At 33.7% G+C, this 19,231-nt stretch carries 18 protein-coding genes; 11 read left to right on the forward strand and 7 right to left on the reverse strand.

Going from position 1 to position 19,231, the window contains the following annotated elements:
- Positions 1–117: 117 nt before the first annotated feature.
- Positions 118–465: a LysR family transcriptional regulator gene (locus RB618_RS07475; RefSeq protein WP_308068182.1), complete on the reverse strand. Its 348-nt coding sequence runs from the start codon at positions 463–465 to the stop codon at positions 118–120.
- Between the two features lie 250 nt (positions 466–715).
- On the opposite strand from RB618_RS07475, the gene leuS reads away from it, so the two are divergent.
- From leuS to RB618_RS07495, 4 genes are all read left to right on the forward strand, one after another.
- Complete coding sequence (leuS, locus tag RB618_RS07480) at positions 716–3,580, forward strand: leucine--tRNA ligase (RefSeq protein ID WP_308068183.1); 2,865 nt, start codon at positions 716–718, stop codon at positions 3,578–3,580.
- Between the two features lie 446 nt (positions 3,581–4,026).
- Positions 4,027–4,875: an alpha/beta hydrolase gene (locus tag RB618_RS07485; RefSeq protein ID WP_308068184.1), complete on the forward strand. Its 849-nt coding sequence runs from the start codon at positions 4,027–4,029 to the stop codon at positions 4,873–4,875.
- Position 4,876: 1 nt separating this feature from the next.
- Positions 4,877–5,350: a sigma-70 family RNA polymerase sigma factor gene (locus RB618_RS07490; protein ID WP_308068185.1), complete on the forward strand. Its 474-nt coding sequence runs from the start codon at positions 4,877–4,879 to the stop codon at positions 5,348–5,350.
- Positions 5,337–5,933, forward strand: a complete 597-nt coding sequence (locus tag RB618_RS07495; RefSeq protein WP_308068186.1) for a hypothetical protein — start codon at positions 5,337–5,339, stop codon at positions 5,931–5,933. The genes RB618_RS07490 and RB618_RS07495 overlap by 14 nt, the downstream gene beginning before the upstream one ends.
- Positions 5,934–6,006: 73 nt before the next feature.
- On the opposite strand, the gene RB618_RS07500 is transcribed toward RB618_RS07495, so the two are convergent.
- Positions 6,007–6,405 (reverse strand): MmpS family transport accessory protein, encoded by a 399-nt coding sequence (locus RB618_RS07500; RefSeq protein ID WP_308068187.1) that lies wholly within the window; start codon positions 6,403–6,405, stop codon positions 6,007–6,009.
- A gap of 167 nt (positions 6,406–6,572) precedes the next feature.
- Between RB618_RS07500 and RB618_RS07505 the strand changes: the two genes are divergently transcribed.
- The 3 genes from RB618_RS07505 (at position 6,573) to RB618_RS07515 (ending at position 9,993) form a co-directional block, all read left to right on the forward strand.
- A complete protein-coding gene (locus RB618_RS07505; RefSeq protein ID WP_308068188.1) occupies positions 6,573–8,585 on the forward strand; it encodes a histidine kinase in 2,013 nt (670 codons plus the stop codon).
- On the forward strand, positions 8,575–9,204 hold the full coding sequence (locus RB618_RS07510) for a response regulator transcription factor (RefSeq protein ID WP_308068189.1): 630 nt from the start codon (positions 8,575–8,577) through the stop codon (positions 9,202–9,204). Before RB618_RS07505 ends, RB618_RS07510 begins: the two co-directional genes overlap by 11 nt.
- A 102-nt stretch (positions 9,205–9,306) precedes the next feature.
- A complete protein-coding gene (locus RB618_RS07515) occupies positions 9,307–9,993 on the forward strand; it encodes a zinc metallopeptidase (RefSeq protein ID WP_308068190.1) in 687 nt (228 codons plus the stop codon).
- Between the two features lie 202 nt (positions 9,994–10,195).
- On the opposite strand, the gene RB618_RS07520 is transcribed toward RB618_RS07515, so the two are convergent.
- The 3 genes from RB618_RS07520 to RB618_RS07530 all read right to left on the reverse strand — a co-directional run bounded on the left by RB618_RS07520 (position 10,196) and on the right by RB618_RS07530 (position 12,351).
- Complete coding sequence (locus tag RB618_RS07520; protein ID WP_111365821.1) at positions 10,196–10,666, reverse strand: Lrp/AsnC family transcriptional regulator; 471 nt, start codon at positions 10,664–10,666, stop codon at positions 10,196–10,198.
- A gap of 252 nt (positions 10,667–10,918) precedes the next feature.
- The gene (locus tag RB618_RS07525) at positions 10,919–11,668 is read right to left on the reverse strand and encodes a uroporphyrinogen-III synthase (protein WP_008465120.1); all 750 of its coding nucleotides are present in this window, start codon (positions 11,666–11,668) and stop codon (positions 10,919–10,921) included.
- Positions 11,669–11,682: 14 nt separating this feature from the next.
- Positions 11,683–12,351, reverse strand: coding sequence for a DUF4271 domain-containing protein (locus RB618_RS07530; protein WP_308068191.1), 669 nt, complete (start codon positions 12,349–12,351; stop codon positions 11,683–11,685).
- Positions 12,352–12,457: 106 nt separating this feature from the next.
- Here RB618_RS07530 and RB618_RS07535 point away from each other — a divergent pair, with 106 nt between their 5' ends.
- From RB618_RS07535 to RB618_RS07545, 3 genes are read left to right on the forward strand one after another with little or no spacing between them, the layout of a single operon-like run.
- Positions 12,458–13,183, forward strand: coding sequence for a polyprenol monophosphomannose synthase (locus RB618_RS07535; protein WP_008465116.1), 726 nt, complete (start codon positions 12,458–12,460; stop codon positions 13,181–13,183).
- Positions 13,184–13,193: 10 nt separating this feature from the next.
- Positions 13,194–14,534, forward strand: coding sequence for a dihydroorotase (locus RB618_RS07540; protein ID WP_308068192.1), 1,341 nt, complete (start codon positions 13,194–13,196; stop codon positions 14,532–14,534).
- A 9-nt stretch (positions 14,535–14,543) separates the two neighbouring features.
- A complete protein-coding gene (locus RB618_RS07545; RefSeq protein WP_308068194.1) occupies positions 14,544–15,032 on the forward strand; it encodes a DUF4296 domain-containing protein in 489 nt (162 codons plus the stop codon).
- Here the strand turns inward: RB618_RS07545 and RB618_RS07550 are convergent.
- Positions 15,027–16,028, reverse strand: a complete 1,002-nt coding sequence (locus RB618_RS07550; RefSeq protein WP_308068195.1) for an NAD-dependent epimerase/dehydratase family protein — start codon at positions 16,026–16,028, stop codon at positions 15,027–15,029. The two genes, RB618_RS07545 and RB618_RS07550, sit on opposite strands and share 6 nt — an antisense overlap.
- A 284-nt stretch (positions 16,029–16,312) precedes the next feature.
- Complete coding sequence (locus RB618_RS07555; RefSeq protein WP_308068196.1) at positions 16,313–17,548, reverse strand: outer membrane beta-barrel protein; 1,236 nt, start codon at positions 17,546–17,548, stop codon at positions 16,313–16,315.
- Positions 17,549–17,796: 248 nt separating this feature from the next.
- On the opposite strand from RB618_RS07555, the gene tyrS reads away from it, so the two are divergent.
- Entirely contained in the window at positions 17,797–19,092 is a 1,296-nt protein-coding gene (gene tyrS / locus RB618_RS07560; RefSeq protein WP_308068197.1) for a tyrosine--tRNA ligase, read from the forward strand.
- The last annotated feature ends 139 nt before the right edge of the window (positions 19,093–19,231 follow it).

The raw sequence follows: 19,231 nt of genomic DNA on the forward strand, positions 1-19,231 counted from the left end.
AGATTGTAAAAAAGAAACTAGTTTCTAAAACATAGATTTGCTATGTGTATTTGAATTAAGTGAAACGCCTTTTTATGATTGCTAAAGCTATGTTTCTATGTGTTTAAATATTTGTTTTTAAAACTTCAAATTCTGAGTTTCTTTTTGGGCAAATTCTTTAATGCGTTTTTCAACTTCATAAAAAACAGTAATCGCTCTTTCTCCAGCTTCTGTCAATCTTGCGCCTCCACCACCTTTTCCTCCAAGAAGTTTTTCGACCAAAGGAGATTCTGCACGCTGATTCATTTCTTCGACCAATTGCCAAGCCTGACGATACGCCATTTTCATTTCTTTGGCCGCATTGGTAATCGATCCCGTTTTCTTGATGTTTTCTAAGAGCCAAATTTTACCAATTCCAAGAAACGCACCTTCAGCTTCTTCAATCCAAACACGGACTTCTACATTGTATTTTTTACCGTCGGCCATTTTAATTTTTTAAATGCTATTCAAAAATAATTCTTTTCTGATAAAAATTTTCTATCTGCGCGAGATATTTTCTAAGTATTAAAATACAAACATAAGTATTTTTACGTAATTAAAAATAAGTATTTTGTTATTTTATTTGTTTGTCAATGAAATAGCTTTGCTACAATCCGCAATAAATGTAAATTTGCGGCTTAATTAATTTAGTGAAAAGCTTAGAACCTTAGTAACTTAGAATCTTAGTCACTTAGAAATGAAGTACAATCCAAACGAAATTGAAGCCAAATGGCAAAAATATTGGGCAGAAAGTCAAACTTTTGCTGCAAAGAATAACTCTGAAAAGCCGAAACATTATGTTCTCGATATGTTTCCTTATCCATCTGGAGCAGGACTGCACGTTGGGCATCCGCTGGGTTATATAGCTTCAGATGTGTATTCGCGTTTCAAAAGACATCAAGGTTTCAATGTTTTGCACCCAATGGGTTACGATAGTTTCGGATTGCCGGCAGAACAATATGCAATTCAGACAGGACAGCGTCCAGAAGATACAACGCGTGTAAATATTGACGGTGGAGTAGACAAAGAAGGAAAACAAATTGCAGGTTACAGAAAACAATTAGATAAAATCGGATTCTCATTTGACTGGGCTCGTGAAGTGCGTACATCAAATCCTGATTATTACAAACATACACAATGGATTTTTATCCAATTGTTCAACTCTTGGTATTGCAGAAAACAAGGACAAGCTTTTGATATTAAAGATCTTGTAACTGTTTTTGAAGAAAGCGGAAATGCATTGGTTGAAGCAGTTTGCGACGATAACGTTGCGATTTTTACGGCTGACGAATGGAAATCTTATTCGGATGACCGAAAAGAGAAAATCTTGTTGCAATACAGAATGACGTATTTGGCAGAAACCGAAGTAAACTGGTGTCCAGGCTTAGGAACTGTTTTGGCAAATGATGAAATTGTAAACGGAGTTTCGGAACGTGGAGGCTTTCCTGTTATAAGAAAAAAAATGACACAATGGAGTATGCGAATTTCTGCTTATGCCGAACGCTTGCTTCAAGGTCTAAATGATATTGATTGGAGTGAGTCTATCAAAGAATCTCAAAGAAACTGGATTGGGAAATCGGTTGGAGCTTTGGTGACTTTTAATGTGAAAAATCATGATGAAGTAATCGAAGTATTCACAACAAGACCTGATACTATTTTTGGAGTTACTTTTATGACTTTGGCTCCAGAGCATGATTTGGTAGCTAAAATTACAACTCCAGAGCAAAAAGAAGCTGTTGAAGCGTATATCGAAAAAACAGCAAAACGTTCGGAGCGTGAGCGTATGGCCGATGTAAAAACTATTTCTGGTGTATTTACGGGAGCTTATGCCGAACATCCGTTTACAAAAGAACCAATTCCGGTTTGGATTGGAGATTACGTTTTAGCGGGTTACGGAACTGGTGCTGTAATGGCGGTTCCTTGTGGAGACGAAAGAGATTATGCTTTTGCTAATTTCTTTAAAGGTCAAAACGGAATGCAGGAAATCAAAAATATCTTCGCTAATGTTGATATTTCTGAGGCTGCTTACGGATCAAAAGATAACGTTGAAATCGCAAATTCTGATTTCTTAAACGGATTAAATTATAAAGAGGCAACTCAAAAAGCAATTGCTGAATTAGAAAAACTAGGTCAGGGAACAGGAAAAACAAATTACCGTTTGCGTGATGCGGTTTTCTCTCGTCAGCGTTATTGGGGAGAACCATTTCCAGTTTATTACGTGAATGGATTGCCAAAAATGATTGAGACGCAGCACTTGCCAATTATTTTGCCTGAAGTAGAAAAATATTTGCCAACAGAAGACGGTTTGCCTCCATTAGGAAACGCAGCGGTTTGGGCTTGGGATACAAAACAGAATAAAGTTGTGGCAACTGATTTAGTTGACAATGTAACGATTTTTCCTCTAGAATTAAACACAATGCCAGGTTGGGCAGGAAGTTCATGGTATTGGATGCGTTATATGGATGCGCACAACGAAAATGAATTTGCAAGCAAAGAAGCTTTGGCTTATTGGGAAAATGTAGATTTATACATTGGAGGAAGCGAGCACGCAACCGGACATTTATTGTATTCTCGTTTCTGGAATAAATTCTTAAAAGACAAAGGTTTTGCTCCAACCGAAGAGCCATTCAAAAAACTGATTAATCAGGGAATGATTTTGGGGACGACGGCGTATGTTTACAGATTGGAAGGAACAAATACTTTTGTATCTAAAAATAAAATTGAAGGTCAAAATGTGCAGCCAATTCGTGTTGATGTAAATTTCGTTAATTCTTCAGACGAATTAAATATAGAAAAGTTTAAAGCTTGGAGAGAAGATTTTGCTACAGCTGAATTTGTTTTTGATGAAAATGGAAAATACATTGTAGGCCGTGAAGTAGAAAAAATGTCGAAATCATATTACAATGTGGTGACTCCAGATGATATTTGTGCTGAATACGGTGCTGATACATTGCGTTTATACGAAATGTTCTTAGGTCCGTTAGAGCAGGCAAAACCTTGGAATACTGCTGGTATTTCTGGAGTATTTGGTTTCTTGAAAAAATTATGGAGATTGTATTTTGATGATAATGGTTTAATCGTAAACAACGACGAACCAACAAAAGACAATTTAAAATCATTGCATAAAACCATCAAAAAAGTAGCAGAAGATATAGAGAATTTCTCTTTCAATACTTCAGTTTCTCAGTTTATGATTTGTGTGAATGAATTGTCTTCTCAAAATTGTCATTCAAGAGCAATTTTAGAGCCGTTAGCAATTTTGGTTTCGCCTTATGCGCCTCATATTGCAGAAGAATTATGGTCACAATTAGGACATAAAACTTCAATTTCAGAAGTTGCTTTCCCTGTTTTTGAAGAAAAACATTTAGTTGAAACTAATAAGGAGTATCCAGTTTCTTTCAACGGAAAAATGCGTTTCACAATCGAATTGCCTTTGGATTTAACCAAAGAACAAATCGAAGAAATCGTAATGAAAGACGAAAGAACTCAAAAACACTTAGACGGAAGAACACCAAATAAAGTGATTATTGTTCCTGGGAAAATAATTAACCTAGTCGGTTAATTATTTTAAAATTCCAATATTTTAAATCCCAAATTCCAATTTTACGATTGGGGTTTGGGATTTTTTTTTGTTTTTTCCGCCACGAATTGCACGAATTTCCACGAATTTCACCCCAAATACGCATAGTTTGTCATTTCGACGAAGGAGAAATCTTCGTAAGTAACTCCGTTCCAATAAGCCAATCTTTGTAGAGCTTCTCGCGAAGATTTCTCCTTCGTCGAAATGACAAGATTGTGGAAAAAACTTTGCGGCTTAGTGCCTTTGCGAGCAAAAAAACTCACATTTTTTATACTTATAAACCCCCGTAAACATTGGGATTTGGAATTTTTTTATTGAAATTTTAAATTAAGTTGTAACATTTTAATAGTTGCCGTATCAAAAGCATGGATCCGATTTAATTAACAATTTATTGCTATTAGAATTTTAACAACTTAAAACTATTAAAAATGAAAAAGTATATCATCTTAATTATCGCATTCCTATTCTCAGCATTATGTCTAAATGTTTTTGCACAAACAAAATCATATCCTTTTGAAGTTCTTAAAACCGGAAAAGGAAAACAATCCATAATATTCATTCCTGGATTTGCATCTTCTGGAGATGTCTGGAATGAAACCAAAGCAGTTTTTGAAAAAGACTTTACCTGTTATACACTTACAATGGCAGGTTTCGCTAGAGTAAAACCACAGCCGAATCCGTCGTTTGAAAACTGGAAAAACGGAATTGCTCAATATATAAAAGACAACAAAATTGAAAAACCAATTGTAATTGGCCACAGTATGGGCGGAGGTTTGGCACTTGCCATTGCGGCAGATTATCCAGAATTGATTGGGAAAATTGTGGTTGTGGATGCACTTCCTTGTCTGGCCGCTTTAAGTGATCCTTCTTTTAAATCAAAAGAAAATAATGACTGTTCGGCAACTGTAAAGCAAATGACGGGAATGAACGAAACGCAGTTTTACGATATGCAGAAACAAATGATGCCGAGACTTTTGCAAGATCAATCTAAATTGGAGACGGTTGTGAGCTGGAGCGTAAAATCTGACCGAAACACTTTTGGGCAAATGTATTGTGATTTTTATAATACAGATTTAAGAGCGAAAATCTCACAGATAAAATGTTCGTCTTTAGTTTTATTAGAATCTTATTTTATAAATTTAAAACCTGCAATCGATGAACAATATAAAAATTTGAAAACAGCCGATTTTAGATACGCTAGTAAAGGTCTACACTTTATTATGTATGATGATACAGCTTGGTATTTGGCACAATTGAATAATTTTTTAAAATCTTAAAATGGAATTTGAACAGATATATAAAACGTATTGGGATAGAATTTTCAGGCTTTGTATGGGTTTCGTAAACGATTATGATGCCGCTCAGGATTTGACTCAGGAAACTTTTATAATTGTTTGGCAGAAACTGGAAACTTTCAGAAATGAATCTTCTATTGGAACATGGATTTTCAGAATTGCTTCCAACAACTGTCTCAGGCAGATAGAAAAACAAAAACGTTTCCCAAAATCTGAGCTTCCAGTTCATCTTTCAGAAGAAAAACATACCTCATTAGAACCTCAGATTCAATTCTTGTATAAATGTATTGCTGAGCTTCCAGAAACCGATCGTATTATTATTTCGTTAGAACTAGAAGATATCAAACAAAATGAAATTGCTAAAATCGTTGGACTTTCTGAAGCAAATGTTAGAGTGAAAATTCACAGAATCAAAGAAAAACTGACTCAAAAATTTAAAGAAAATGAACAACGATAACAATATAGATTTTAAAGACTTATGGAAAAAGCAATCCGTAAGTCAGCCAGATATGACCGATTTATTGGCGAGAGTAGGTAAGTTTAAAAAAGCAGCTTTACGCAGTTTATGGATGATTAATATTTTGCTTTTGGCAACGAGTGCTTTTATAATTTTTATCTGGATATACTATCAGCCACAGTTTATTTCAACTAAAATCGGAATTGTGGTTACCATTCTTGCTATGATGGTTTATGTATTTGTATACAATAAATTATCGAACGATTATAAAAGCATCGATTCTACACAAACCAATCAGGAATACTTGCAGAAACTGATTTCGATAAAAAAGAAACAACAGTTTCTGCAGACCAAAATGATGAATTTTTACTTTATAGGGCTGACACTAGGGATTTGTTTGTATATGTACGAATACGCAAGCAGAATGAGTGTTTTAGGAGCAAGTTTAACGTACGGAATCACGTTGCTTTGGATGTTGTTTAATTGGTTTTACATTCGCCCAAAACAAGTTAAAAAGCAGCAGGAAAAAATTAATAGTCTGATTGAGAAATTTGAAGAAGTTAATCATCAGCTAGAATCATAAAAAAAAGAAGCTTCACAATTGCGAAGCTTTCTTTTACCAAAAACAAAAATCTAAAATTTTAAATTTCTATAGACTATTGTGGGAAAACGTATGGTGTAAGAGGTAATACAATTATTCCATCACTATTTGCTGTTGCAGTTAATTCGTTTTCCAATTTTCCTCCAATATAAATTTTTCCAGTCAATGTTTGTCCAGGAGTTCCACCATATCCACTTGCGCTTAATGATGCGCCAATAGATTTTGCATCAGCAGTAAATTCTTTAGTCCAAGGAAGTTTAGTAATGTCTTCGTTCAGGGCATTTCCTCCTTTTTCAAAATAAGTAGTAGAAAGTGTTCCTGTGTAATTTCCAGTTATTTCATATTTAACGTCTCTCGAGTTGCTTCCGCCTTTATCGTCATTATCGCTGCTGCAAGAAACTGCTGTAAAAGCAAGAGTCATTACAATTGCTAAGGTTTTCAAAATTGATTTCATAATATATCCTTTAATTAATAATCTGATTCATAACAAAATTAGACCCTTACTTACGGGGTGGCAATACCTGATAAAATGTATTTTTTATTACCTGATATCAGGTAAAAGCAAGTAATTTCTTTTTGAAAGTCATTAAGCTTTAATAACTTTGAGTAAATGCCACATTTATGAAGAAAATCTACGCCTTTTTATTTTTTTTGTTTTTCACTGCAATTTCCAATTCACAAGTAATTCTTTCATTAGATGATGATACTGTTTACATTGACAGTATTGTTAAAATCGCAAAAAACACAAAATCCGATAGTGTCAAAAGTTTGAATAGTTTCAGGTTATCAAAACTATTTTTGATGGTGCAGGATGCAAAAAAATCCAAAGAATATTTGGAGCAGGCAAATAAACTTAAAGTCAAATTTCCTTTTCTAAAAGACGCTTCTGTTTTTTATAATGCCTACAGTTTTATAGAAAAAGGCGATTTGGAAGGTTTTGAAAAAGCTTTGCTGGAAGCTAATTCCAAACTTAAAAAATACAGAAATAAAGAAGCCTATAAACTTCGTGCTGTAATACTTCAGAATTATGGCATTATGCAGCAGCGCAAGAATAATGAAAACGCTTATATGAAATTGCTGGTAAATGAAGCCATTCCAATTGCTAAGAAAAGTGGCGATTATGAATTAATCAGCGCCTTAAATAAAGCCGTCGCGATTATTTTCATGAATAATGATGAACGCGAAAAAGCAGCAGAATATCTGGATCAAGCGCAAAAATATATCGAGAGCGCTACCAAAAAATCTGCAACTTTAGCAGAGTCTAAAATGGAAACCTATATTATAAATGCAGAGAATTTAGTAGAGCTGAAGCATTTTTACGACGCTAAAGAAATTTTAGATAAAGCTTATGCGACTTTAGAAAAATACCCAGAATCCAACTTAAACGATTCTTATTTTTATTCGGAGGGACTTTATTATTCTAAACAGAATAAACATAATGAAGCGTTAGTGAGTTTTGAAAAAGGAATCAAATCAGCAGAAAGCCATCAGAATGCAATTGCAGTAAATAGATTGAAATTTGCCGAATATGAAGTGCTTTTTAAATTGAAAAATTATGATAAAGCCAAAAGCAATTTAGAATTTCTAATCGCAAAAACGCCTTTTATTGTAGATAAAAAGAATTACTATAAAGAGCTGTCTAAAGTTTATAATGCGACTAAAGAATATCCGAAAGCGTATTATTATTCGAATAAATACAATGTCATAAACGACAGTCTTAACGATGCTAAACTGAAAAGCGAAATTGTAGAGCTTGAAGCAAAATATAAAAAAGCGGAAAGTGAAAAGAAAATTGGCTTGCTGCAATCTGAAAATGAAAAAGCGGTTTTGCAGGTCAACAATAACCGTTTGAATATGATGCTTTTTGCGGTGCTTTCGTTTGTTCTGTTTTTGACGGTTTTGTTTTTGTGGAGCTGGAATAATTATCAGAAAAAGATAAGTTTCCAAAAAGAAGTCAATCATAAACAAGAACTTGAAGCATTAGAGAACCAGCAAAAATTATCGGTTTCAAATGCTTTGATTGAAGGAGAAGAAATAGAACGTAAAAGAATTGCCAGAGATTTGCACGACGGACTCGGGAGTATGCTTTCAGGACTTAAGATGCATTTGAATCTTGCCGATCGTGAGAATAAAGAAAACGCACCCAATATTAATGGTCTATTGAATGATTCGATCAAAGAGCTGCGCAATATTTCTCAGAATTTAATGCCCGAAAGTTTAATGAAACTTGGACTTGAACATGCGCTTAGAGATTTATGCGCTTCGCATTCAACAGCCGAAACAACAATTGAATTTCAGTATTTGATTAAAAAAACGACTTTGCCACAGCATTTTAAAATAATGATTTTCAGAATCATTCAAGAACTTCTGAATAATTCTCTGAAATATGCCAAAGCATCGCAGATTTTGGTTTCTTGTTCGCAGAACAAAGATGTGTTTTTTATTACTGTAGAAGATAACGGAATTGGTTTTAATGTAGAATATGCAGAAAAAAGAGATGGAATGGGCTTGCGAAATATCAAAAATCGTGTGGCTTTCTTAAACGGAAAATTAGAAATTGATTCTGTTCTGGATAAAGGAACTTCAACTTATATTGAATTAAAATATAACCCAAATCATGATTATGAAGTATAAAACGGTAATAGTAGATGATCATCCGATTGTGATTTCTGGAATTTCAGGTTTGCTTTCGGATTTAGATAATATAGAAATTGTAGAAAAATTTGAATCGGGAATTGCGCTTTTAGATTATATAGAAGACAATAAAGTCGATTTGATTTTAATGGATATTTTCTTGCCCGTAATAAATGGAGTTGATCTGTGTAAAACTATCAAACAGAAGCATCCAAAAATGGTGATTTTGGGTATGAGCAGCCAATCTGAAAGAAGTTTGGTAATGCAGTTTATTCAGAATGGAGGAAATGGATATATTCTTAAAAATGCTTCTTTTGATGAGTTTAAAGAATGTATTTACAAAGCTATTGATGGTGAAATTGTTTTTAGCGAAGAAGTGAAAACAATCATTAGTCAGCCCTTGTCTGAAGATTTGGAAAGAATTCCGGGTTTGAGCCGAAGAGAACGTGATATTGCTTTATTGCTTTCGCAAGGAAAATCGACTCAGGAAATAGCCGACGATTTATTTTTGAGTTTTCTAACCGTTCAAACACACCGACGCAATATTCTTCAGAAATACAAAATGAAAAATGTGGCAGAATTAATCGCCTTTTTGCTTAAAAACAACATGTTGAATTAAGTCAAAAATGGTAAAAAAATGTCAAAATGGCATTTTGTTAAAATGGTTCGCAATTTGCAGTTTGTTTTGTAAATTTAAAAATCAATCTAAAAGACAGAAAAAATGGGATCAGGATATTTAATTATTGCTGGAGCTATCATGTTGTTCAGCTGGCTAGTAAGCTCACAGCTGAAAAGTAAATTTGAATTGTATTCGAAATTGCAATTGAGAAACGGAATGAGCGGAAGAGAAATTGCTGAAAAAATGCTTGCCGATAACGGAATTACAGATGTTCGTGTTATTTCAACGCCAGGCCAGTTAACAGATCATTATAATCCTTCAGATAAAACAGTAAATTTAAGTGAAGCGGTATATAATCACCGTAATGCAGCCGCAGCTGCAGTTGCGGCACACGAATGCGGCCACGCAGTTCAACATGCAATTGGTTACGAATGGCTGACTATGCGTTCTAAGTTGGTGCCGATTGTAAGTGTTGCTTCAAATTTTGTGCAATGGATCTTACTTGCAGGAATTCTAATGATCAAAGTTTTCCCAGGATTGCTATTGGTCGGAATTGTTATTTTTGCCGCAACAACTTTGTTTTCGATTATTACGCTTCCGGTAGAATATGATGCTAGTAACCGTGCTTTGGCTTGGTTAGAAAATAAACATATGCTTACGCAAGAAGAACAAGCAGGAGCAAAAGACGCTTTAAAATGGGCGGCAAGAACTTATTTAGTAGCAGCAATTGGTTCTATTGCAACGTTGCTGTACTATATATCGATTTATTCTGGAAGCAGAAGGAACTAATTTGATAATTGAGATAATTAGTCAATTAGATAATTTATAGCAAACCCGACAGGTTTTAAAAACCTGTCGGGTTTTGTGTTTTATGAAGTTAGTCAAGCTGAGCGGAGTCGAAGCCCTTATAGGTAATTAAGTCTTTCGACTTCGCTAAAGGTGACAGCTCGAGTGAAATTATCTAATTTTCAAATTGGCACATTATCTAATTCTAAAGCTGTATCTGTCTATCAATCTGCTGATCTAGCGAGATAAAAGTCTCTGTTCTTGAAACCCCTTCAATAGCTTGGATTTTGTTGTTTAAAAGTTGCATTAAATGCTCGTTATCGCGACAGATAATTTTAATCAAGACCGACCAGTTTCCTGTTGTATAGTGGCATTCTAAAACTTCTGGGATTTTGCGGAGTTCTTTTACGGCTTCGGAGTTTCTCGAAGCTTTGTCCAGATAAACACCAACAAATGCCATTGTATTATAACCAAGAACTTTTGGATTTACAGTAAACTTAGATCCAGAAATAACACCAGATTGTTCTAGTTTTTTTAATCTCTGGTGAATGGCTGCTCCTGAGATTCCTATTTTATTAGCGATTTGTAAGATTGGTTTTCGGGCATCGTCCATAAGATAGCGAAGGATTTCTTTGTCGATTCCGTCAATTTCAATTAAAAGGGAGTTGATTTTCATAACTTACAATTTGAAACTATTTTTTGTGATTTGGGTTGTCAATAGAAATCAAATGTAGTTAAAATGAAGGAAAAATAAAATTCCATTTTTTTTAAATTCTAAAATCTAAATTCCAAATCTAAAATTTCAAACATAACCCGTGGTTTCAACCACGGGAAACGTATCGAATAAATCTTAAAAAAGAAAAATTCCAAATTTCAAGCGGTTAACTTGGAATTTGGAATTTTAAAAATTGTATATTTTATAAAAAGGTTATTTTCCTTTGTTGGCTTCTGCTACGTATTTCTCTAGAGCCATTGTCATAGAAGGCGTTTCAGGAGTTGGAGCAAGAATATCAATTCTTAAACCATGATCTAAAGCTTCTTTTTGCGTTGTGCTTCCGAATACGGCGATTCTGGTATTGTTTTGTTTAAAATCTGGGAAATTCTTAAACAATGATTTAATTCCTGTCGGACTGAAAAAAGCTAATACATCATAATAAACATCAGCTAAATCAGATAAATCACTCATTACAGTTCTGTAGAAAATTGCTTGTGCCCAATCTACTTTTAGACTGTTTAATGTAACAGGAGCATCTGCATTTAATTGGTCAGATGCAGGAAGCAAAAACTTCTCGTCTTTGTACTTCTTAATTAGCGGAGATAAATCTGCAAAATCTTTTGCTCCAACGTAAATTTTACGTTTTCTGTACACAACATACTTTTGAAGGTAGAACGCAACAGCCTCAGATTGACAAAAATACTTCAATCCTTCAGGAACTTTGTAACGCATTTCATCAGCCACTCTAAAAAAATGATCTACAGCATTTCGACTTGTTAAAATGATCGCAGTGTAATGATTAAGATCGATTTTTTGTAATCGAATCTCTTTTGCGCTAACCCCTTCTACATGAATAAATGGTCTGAAATCAATTTTTATTTTGTGTTTTTGTTGGAGCTCAAAGTAAGGAGAATTCTCCACTTTAGGTTCAGGCTGTGACACCAAAATTGTTTTCACTTTCATATTATAAATATTTACTAAGCACTCCCTTTTGTTAACCAATAATAGAGAAAATAATAAGGGGCTATTTCAAGAGCGCAAAGATACAAAATAAAATAAAATAACTTACCGATTATTACGTTTTGATACGTTTTAATTGAAATAAAGTAAGAGTATACGCTAATACACAGCGAAATACCAATGATTGCTAGCGGAATAATCTGCGGAATATTGTTGTAATAGAACAAAACAGCATTGATTGGAAGGATTAAAACGCCTATATAGGTTCTGTACGTTACCTTTTGTAAGTTAAATAGTTCTACAAAATCGTCAATATTGAATGAAGCGGCTACAATTTTTTCGATTAAATACTTTCCTAAAATGAAATAAAGTAAAAAAGTAGCAATGCGAATAAACAAAAGCCAATCGGTTTTTGAAGCATAACCAAAAATATTCATCGTAAGCAGAATAAAAAAGGCAAACGATACAATCTGCACAAAAAATAAACCAACCGTAAAGCTGTTTTTCATGTGGCTGTTGTCCCGATAAATTTTGGCGTATTTATCAGAAAAAATAAGTTTACTAAATTCACTAAATCTTGTTTCGTAAGCCGATTTCGTCATGGCAACAACGGCAAAGGTCAGCACAAATAAAAGTGTTGCCCAGTCTTTGTTTTCAAGAATCCGAGGGTGTAATTGTTCAATCATAGCCTTGCAAAATTAGTAATTTTTTGATGCAATACTTTTATTATATATTTATTATGAATCAAATGCTATAAAAAGTTTACTTTTGCGGTGAAATTACCGAGAAAAAATGAATGATAGTATTGTCATAATTCCCACTTATAACGAAATTGAAAACATAGAAAGTATAGTTAGAGCTGTACTTTCGCAGCATAAATCTTTTCATCTGCTGATTATCGATGATAATTCTCCTGATCATACGGCAAAAAAAGTAATTGCATTACAGGAAGAATATCCGGGGAAACTTTTTTTAGAGCAGAGAACAAAAAAATCAGGATTAGGAACCGCTTATGTTCATGGCTTTAAATGGGCTTTGGAGCGCGACTATCAATTTATTTTTGAGATGGATGCCGATTTTTCGCATAATCCAAATGATTTAGAAAAATTATACGATGCCTGCCACTTTGGTGGAGCAGATTTAGCAATTGGTTCTCGTTATGTAAAAGGAGTGAATGTGGTGAACTGGCCATTAAGCCGAGTTCTGATGTCTTATTTTGCTTCTGTTTATGTAAAATTTATCACCGGAATGAAAATTCATGATGCGACTGCAGGTTTTGTATGTTACAAAAGAGAAGTTCTGGAGAAAATCAATTTAAATAAAATAAAATTTGTCGGATACGCGTTTCAAATTGAAATGAAGTACAGAACGTATTGTGCCAAATTTCAAATTACCGAAGTCCCAATTATTTTTACAGACAGAACAAAAGGAGTTTCTAAGATGAGCAATGCTATTATTAAAGAAGCTATTCTTGGAGTGATTTCGCTTAGATTAAGAAAATTAGTCAATTCATTATAAACCAACCGAAATGAACAGGATTTTAATAAAAAATGCCAAAATTGTAAACGAAGGGACAATTTTTGAAGGTGATGTTTTAATTGAAAACGATTTGATTGTTGAAATTGCAGACAGCATTTCATTAAAAACTTCAGATTGTATCGTAATTGATGCTGAAGGAAATTATTTAATGCCTGGCGCAATAGACGATCAAGTGCATTTTAGAGAACCAGGATTAACGCACAAAGGCGATATCGAATCAGAATCTCGTGCTGCTGTTGCAGGCGGAATTACTTCTTTTATCGAACAGCCTAATACAGTTCCGAATGCGGTTACTCAGGAAATTTTAGAAGATAAATACCAAATTGCGTCAAAAAGTTCATTTGCGAATTATTCGTTTATGATGGGCGCAACAAACGATAATTTGGAAGAAGTTTTGAAAACGAATCCAAAGAATGTTGCTGGAATCAAGATTTTCTTAGGTTCATCTACAGGAAATATGCTGGTGGATAATGAGGCTGTTTTAGAAAAAATATTCTCAAGTACGCCAATGTTAATTGCAGTTCATTGCGAAGATGAAACTACAATTAAAAATAATCTTGCAGCTTTTAAGGAGCAATATGGAGACGATGTTCCGGTTACGGCGCACAATTTAATTAGAAGCGCTGAAGCTTGTTATATTTCTTCTTCAAAAGCAGTGGCTTTGGCAAAAAAAACTGGAGCAAGATTGCATATTTTCCATCTTTCGACTGCGAAAGAAATGGAATTGTTTACGAATAAGATTCCGTTGGAAGAGAAAAAAATCACTGCTGAGGTTTGTGTACACCACCTTTGGTTTACAGATGAAGATTACAAAACAAAAGGGAATTTCATTAAATGGAATCCTGCGGTTAAAACAGCTGAAGATCGTGCAGAGCTTTGGAAAGCTTTAAATGATGGAAGAATTGACGTTATTGCAACAGATCACGCGCCGCATACTAAAGAAGAAAAACAGCAATCTTATTTGAATGCACCTTCTGGAGGTCCGTTGGTACAGCACGCTGTTGTGGCGATGTTTGAAGCGCATCATCAAGGAAAAATTAGTGTGGAGAAAATTGTGGAGAAAATGTGCCACAATCCAGCTAAGCTTTTCAAAATAGAAAAAAGAGGTTTTATCAGAGAAGGCTACCACGCCGATTTAGTTATCGTAAATCCGAGTTTGCCTTGGAATGTGAAGCCAGAAAATATTTTATACAAATGCGGATGGTCTCCGTTTGAAGGTTATACTTTCAAATCTAGAATTACGCATACTTTTGTAAACGGAGAATTGGTTTACAATAATTTCAAAGTGAAAGATACCAGAGCGGGTAAAAGATTATTGTTTGACAGATAAAAAATAAAAATGAAAAATTTTATAGTCATAATATTGGTTTTGTTTCTTTCTGTAAGCTGTAAAAAAGAGGTCGTAAAACAGCCGACAAAGCTTATTGAGAAAGATAAAATGATTGATATTATGTATGATTTGTCTATTTTAGAAGCAATGAGGTATCAGAAACCATTGTCTTTGGATTCGATAGAAAATGATCCGAAAAAGTTTATTTTTAAAAAGTATAAAGTAGACAGTCTTCAATTTGCACAGAACAATATGTATTATGCTTCTGATTACGATAGTTATAAAGACATGTTTGATGAGGTAAATAAAAGAATTGAAGTAAATCAAAGGGCTGCAGATTCGTTAGCTAAAATAGATGAAAAAAAAGCCACAAAAGAGAATAAAAATAAGCCTAAAGAATTAAAAGAGGTTTCGAAAGATTCAGTTCAAACAAGAATTCCGAAAGTTAACATTGATTCAATTAGAATGGCGCAAAGAAAGCACAGAAGAGATTTATAATTTAGAGCTTTCTAAAATATATTTATGAATATCAGTAAAAACCGTTCCTAGAGCGGTTTTTATTTTTTCGTTACTATACAGATTTTTTGAGTACGAAGCTTTTGCTGTTGCTTTTGTGATGCTTCTTTTTCTGAAAAGCAAAGTAGAAAATATTCCGTCAGCCATCCATAATAAATTCATTAAAAAAGGTGTGGCATGAATATGAGGTTTTTTTACTTTTAAAGCGTCAGCAACGGTGTTTAAAAGATCTTTAAAAACAATATTGTCTGCAATCAGCGTGAAACGTTCGTTTTTTATTTCGCTTTTCATCAATTCATAACTGGTTTTTGCAACATCATCGACTGTAATAAAACCAGTGCTTCCTAATGTGAAGAATGGAAGTCCCTTTGAAACTTTACGATAAATCTCGCTGCTGCCTTCATCGAAAATGTCCATCATTTTCGGCGGACCTAAAATTACTCCTGGATTTACAATAATAACATTTAAGCCTTCTTGATGTCCGCGCCAAACTTCCATTTCAGCACCATATTTAGAAATGGCGTAATCGCTGTGTGGTTTTTCGGGATTCCAATCTGTTTCTTCGGTAATGTGTGTTTCATGAGGCGCAATATCTCCTAAAGCAGCGATAGAACTAATGTAGCAAAACTTTTCTGTTTCTTTGGCAATAGCAAAATTAACCATGTTTGCAGTTCCTTCGATATTGGTTTTTCTAAGGGTTTCTTCGTCTTTTGGTTCGAAAGAAATAAAAGCTGCTGAATGATATACTTGTGTGATGCCAATAAAAGCAGTTTCAAGTGAAGGTATGTCTAGAATATCGGCTTCAAGCCAATTAATTTTTTCAAACAAATCTGTTTTTTTATAAAGATCAAAAACCGATTTTGTTTTCTGAATATTCTTTTCGGTTCTGTAAATTGCCCGAACATTTTCTCCATTTTCAATTAAATGAAGCAATAAATGTGCGCCTACTAAACCAGTTCCTCCAGTTACTAATACCATTTTGTAAAGATAAGTTTTTGTTGGAAAGGTGCAAAATTGCAGAGGGACAAAGTTGCAAAGGTTTTTTTCTTTTTGCCACAAAGACGCAAAGGCGCGAAGTTTTTGTTTTTTCTTGTGAAGGCTTAGCGTAAACTTTATGGAAATAAAAAACTTTGCCACTTAGTGGCAGATTTTTTTTGTCATCGCCATTGATTGTATTAGTGTAAATTATTTAAAACACTAAAGCAACGGACAAATGTTTATCCATTGCTTTAGTATCTTTTTGTGAAGTTTCTATTTGTGTATTAGAAGATAGAATAGGCAAATACCAAATCAATTGCTTTGTAGTCAACCGAAATGGTGTTGTAATCTCCTAATAGCTGTTTTTTTGTATTTGTTCTAATTTCAGCACTAAATTTGTTTTTAAAGTTGTAACCTACTCCAAAAGCAAAATTAGATCCCGATTTACTTTCAAGTTCTGCATTTTTATCAAAAGATAAACTTGCTTTGCCATTTATATCAAAAGAGTAAGCAGCATTTATGAAAACTTTTGAATTATTATTAATAAGAAAATAATAACGTAATCCTATTGGAACTTGGATGCTTGTGTATTTAACTTCTATGTTACGAGTTATAGAGGGAGATCCCGCAAAAAGACCTGGTCTGCTGTATTGCTTAGTGGTTTCGTATTTTTGATAAGCTGGGTTTAAAAAGAGACTCCATTTGTTTTTATTAAAAGGAAGAAGATATTCTGCTTCCAAGCCTATTTTAAAATTAGTATTGCTATCTAAATTTACATCTATTGATGGACTGTCTCCGTCATTCATAGATCCTGAGATAAAGCTAAGTTCAGGTGTTATTTTTAAATGAAAATGACCTTCACTAGATTTAGATATTACATTGTTTTTTGTTCTGTTGTCGGTATTATTGTATTTTAAAAAGTATCTGGTAAGATCAGCTTTTTTATATTTTAGATTCGTAATCTCGCTGTCGGTTGTATTTGCAGATCTTACATTGTTGTTTAATTGTTGTTTGTAGTAATCATTTTCTCTTAGTTCTCCGGTTGATTTATCTCCTTTTGTCAAAGTGTATTTTAAATACGTAAGTTGCTCTAATGGGATGCTTTTGGTTTCGTAAAAATATCGGATAAGATTTCCTTCTGTGTAAGAGTATAATGTTGCTTCTCCCTGAACTAATAATCTTAGAAAAAGAGTGTTTTCTTCCCATACAGGTTGTCCAGTTTCTGATAGTTTATCTAAATTGTCACTGGAACGGTCCATTTTTACTTTGGCTCTTTTGAAAGTTACAGTATTGTCAATGCCAAATTCTTGAACATTAGCAATTGTTTCTGTTTTGTAATCATTGTCGCTAATCTGGGATTTGTATTTGAAATCGGTTGGATTGTTTTTCCAGTCTAAGTTTCGGATGAAACATTCTGTTCGTGTTCCATTTTTGGAAATAAAATAGCCTTTTTCAAAAGAAATCTGTGCATTGCTTAAAGTGCAGTAAAGAAAAAGAATAAGTAAAAAGGTTTTTTTCATTTTGGTAGTTTTTGGTGGGCGAATCTAAACAAAAAATAAAATAGATTTTTACGTGTTTCCGTAAAGTGATTTATTAAATATCCTTTGCCCTTTTGTATTAGAAAAGTGAGTTTTTAAATAAATCTCATTATCATGTTTTTAGTTTAAATGATTAAAATTTATATTGAAAGGGCTTTTTATTGTTGATAATCAAATTGCTTTTGTGATTGCCATTGACATTGATTACATTTGCGCAAATTATTAAAAAAATGAAGAATCTAGTTGAAGAATTAAAATGGCGCGGGTTATACCATGATAGTATGCCTGGAACGGAAGAACAATTGCTAAAAGAAGCAACCACTGCCTATATCGGTTTTGATCCAACGGCAGATTCACTGCACATCGGAAGTATGGTTCAGATCATTTTATTGGTTCACCTAAAGAATTTTGGTCACAGACCAATCGCTTTAGTAGGTGGAGCAACAGGAATGATTGGGGATCCTTCTGGTAAATCTGATGAAAGAAACTTGCTTGACGAAGAAGCTCTAGCTAAAAACGTAGCTGGAATCAAAAGCGTTTTGTCTCGTTTCTTAGATTTTAATTCAACCGAAGCAAATGCGCCTGTAATGGTGAATAACTACGATTGGATGAAAGAATTCTCTTTTATCGATTTTGCACGTGAAGTTGGAAAAAGAATTACCGTAAACTATATGATGGCTAAAGATTCTGTAAAAAAGAGATTTAGCGGCGAAGGTGAGGGAATGTCTTTTACAGAATTTACATATCAGTTAATTCAAGGTTACGATTTCTATCATTTATATAAAAACAATAACTGTATTCTGCAAATGGGTGGTTCTGACCAATGGGGTAATATTACCACTGGTACAGAATTAGTGCGCAGAATGGGGGGTGAAAATGCAAAAGCTTACGCTTTAACAACTCCTTTAATTACAAAAGCTGACGGATCTAAATTCGGTAAATCTGAAGGAGGAAATGTTTGGTTGGATGCTGATAAAACTTCTGTATACAAATTCTACCAATTTTGGGTGAATACAACAGATGTAGATGCTGAGAAATACATTAAAATCTTTACTTTCTTAGATAAGGATACTATTGATGCGTTAATTGAAGAACACAAAACTGCTCCGCATTTAAGAGTTTTACAAAAGAAACTGGCAGAAGAAATTACTGTTTTTGTTCACAATAGAGAAGAGTTGGAAAAAGCAATTCAGGCTTCGAATATTTTGTTTGGAAATTCAACGGCTGAAGATTTGAAAAAACTGGATGAAGTGACTTTCTTAGAAGTTTTTGACGGAGTTCCGCAAGCTGAAATCGCAAAATCTGATTTAGAAAACGGATTGGAAATTATAACCGTTTTAAACGAAAAAACAGGTTTCTTTAAATCAAACGGAGAAGCGAGACGAGCTTTAACAGCAAACTCAATTTCTGTAAACAGAGAAAAAATAAAAGAAGATTTCGTTTTAACGACAAATGATTTAATCAACAATCAATTCGTTTTATTGCAAAGCGGTAAAAAGAATTATTTTGTGATAAGAGTTGTTTAAGTGTTTAATTGATTTAGCAAAATCTTTTACATTAAATATATAAATCCCAATGTTCGAAAGAATATTGGGATTTTTTTATTGAAAAAAATCATTCCGTAGGAATGTTTCGTCGGTAGCGTAAAAATTTGGTTTGGAATTT

Source organism: Flavobacterium sp. LHD-85 (genome assembly GCF_030929595.1).
Lineage (GTDB): Bacteria > Bacteroidota > Bacteroidia > Flavobacteriales > Flavobacteriaceae > Flavobacterium.

What these genes read in the sequence shown, in the direction of transcription:
- RB618_RS07475 (WP_308068182.1), bottom strand. Translation starts at nt 465, where the DNA reads ATGGCCGACGGTAAAAAATACAATGTAGAAGTCCGTGTTTGGATTGAA.
- leuS (WP_308068183.1), top strand. Translation starts at nt 716, where the DNA reads ATGAAGTACAATCCAAACGAAATTGAAGCCAAATGGCAAAAATATTGG.
- RB618_RS07485 (WP_308068184.1), top strand. Translation starts at nt 4,027, where the DNA reads ATGAAAAAGTATATCATCTTAATTATCGCATTCCTATTCTCAGCATTA.
- RB618_RS07490 (WP_308068185.1), top strand. Translation starts at nt 4,877, where the DNA reads ATGGAATTTGAACAGATATATAAAACGTATTGGGATAGAATTTTCAGG.
- RB618_RS07495 (WP_308068186.1), top strand. Translation starts at nt 5,337, where the DNA reads ATGAACAACGATAACAATATAGATTTTAAAGACTTATGGAAAAAGCAA.
- RB618_RS07500 (WP_308068187.1), bottom strand. Translation starts at nt 6,405, where the DNA reads ATGAAATCAATTTTGAAAACCTTAGCAATTGTAATGACTCTTGCTTTT.
- RB618_RS07505 (WP_308068188.1), top strand. Translation starts at nt 6,573, where the DNA reads ATGAAGAAAATCTACGCCTTTTTATTTTTTTTGTTTTTCACTGCAATT.
- RB618_RS07510 (WP_308068189.1), top strand. Translation starts at nt 8,575, where the DNA reads ATGAAGTATAAAACGGTAATAGTAGATGATCATCCGATTGTGATTTCT.
- RB618_RS07515 (WP_308068190.1), top strand. Translation starts at nt 9,307, where the DNA reads ATGGGATCAGGATATTTAATTATTGCTGGAGCTATCATGTTGTTCAGC.
- RB618_RS07520 (WP_111365821.1), bottom strand. Translation starts at nt 10,666, where the DNA reads ATGAAAATCAACTCCCTTTTAATTGAAATTGACGGAATCGACAAAGAA.
- RB618_RS07525 (WP_008465120.1), bottom strand. Translation starts at nt 11,668, where the DNA reads ATGAAAGTGAAAACAATTTTGGTGTCACAGCCTGAACCTAAAGTGGAG.
- RB618_RS07530 (WP_308068191.1), bottom strand. Translation starts at nt 12,351, where the DNA reads ATGATTGAACAATTACACCCTCGGATTCTTGAAAACAAAGACTGGGCA.
- RB618_RS07535 (WP_008465116.1), top strand. Translation starts at nt 12,458, where the DNA reads ATGAATGATAGTATTGTCATAATTCCCACTTATAACGAAATTGAAAAC.
- RB618_RS07540 (WP_308068192.1), top strand. Translation starts at nt 13,194, where the DNA reads ATGAACAGGATTTTAATAAAAAATGCCAAAATTGTAAACGAAGGGACA.
- RB618_RS07545 (WP_308068194.1), top strand. Translation starts at nt 14,544, where the DNA reads ATGAAAAATTTTATAGTCATAATATTGGTTTTGTTTCTTTCTGTAAGC.
- RB618_RS07550 (WP_308068195.1), bottom strand. Translation starts at nt 16,028, where the DNA reads ATGGTATTAGTAACTGGAGGAACTGGTTTAGTAGGCGCACATTTATTG.
- RB618_RS07555 (WP_308068196.1), bottom strand. Translation starts at nt 17,548, where the DNA reads ATGAAAAAAACCTTTTTACTTATTCTTTTTCTTTACTGCACTTTAAGC.
- tyrS (WP_308068197.1), top strand. Translation starts at nt 17,797, where the DNA reads ATGAAGAATCTAGTTGAAGAATTAAAATGGCGCGGGTTATACCATGAT.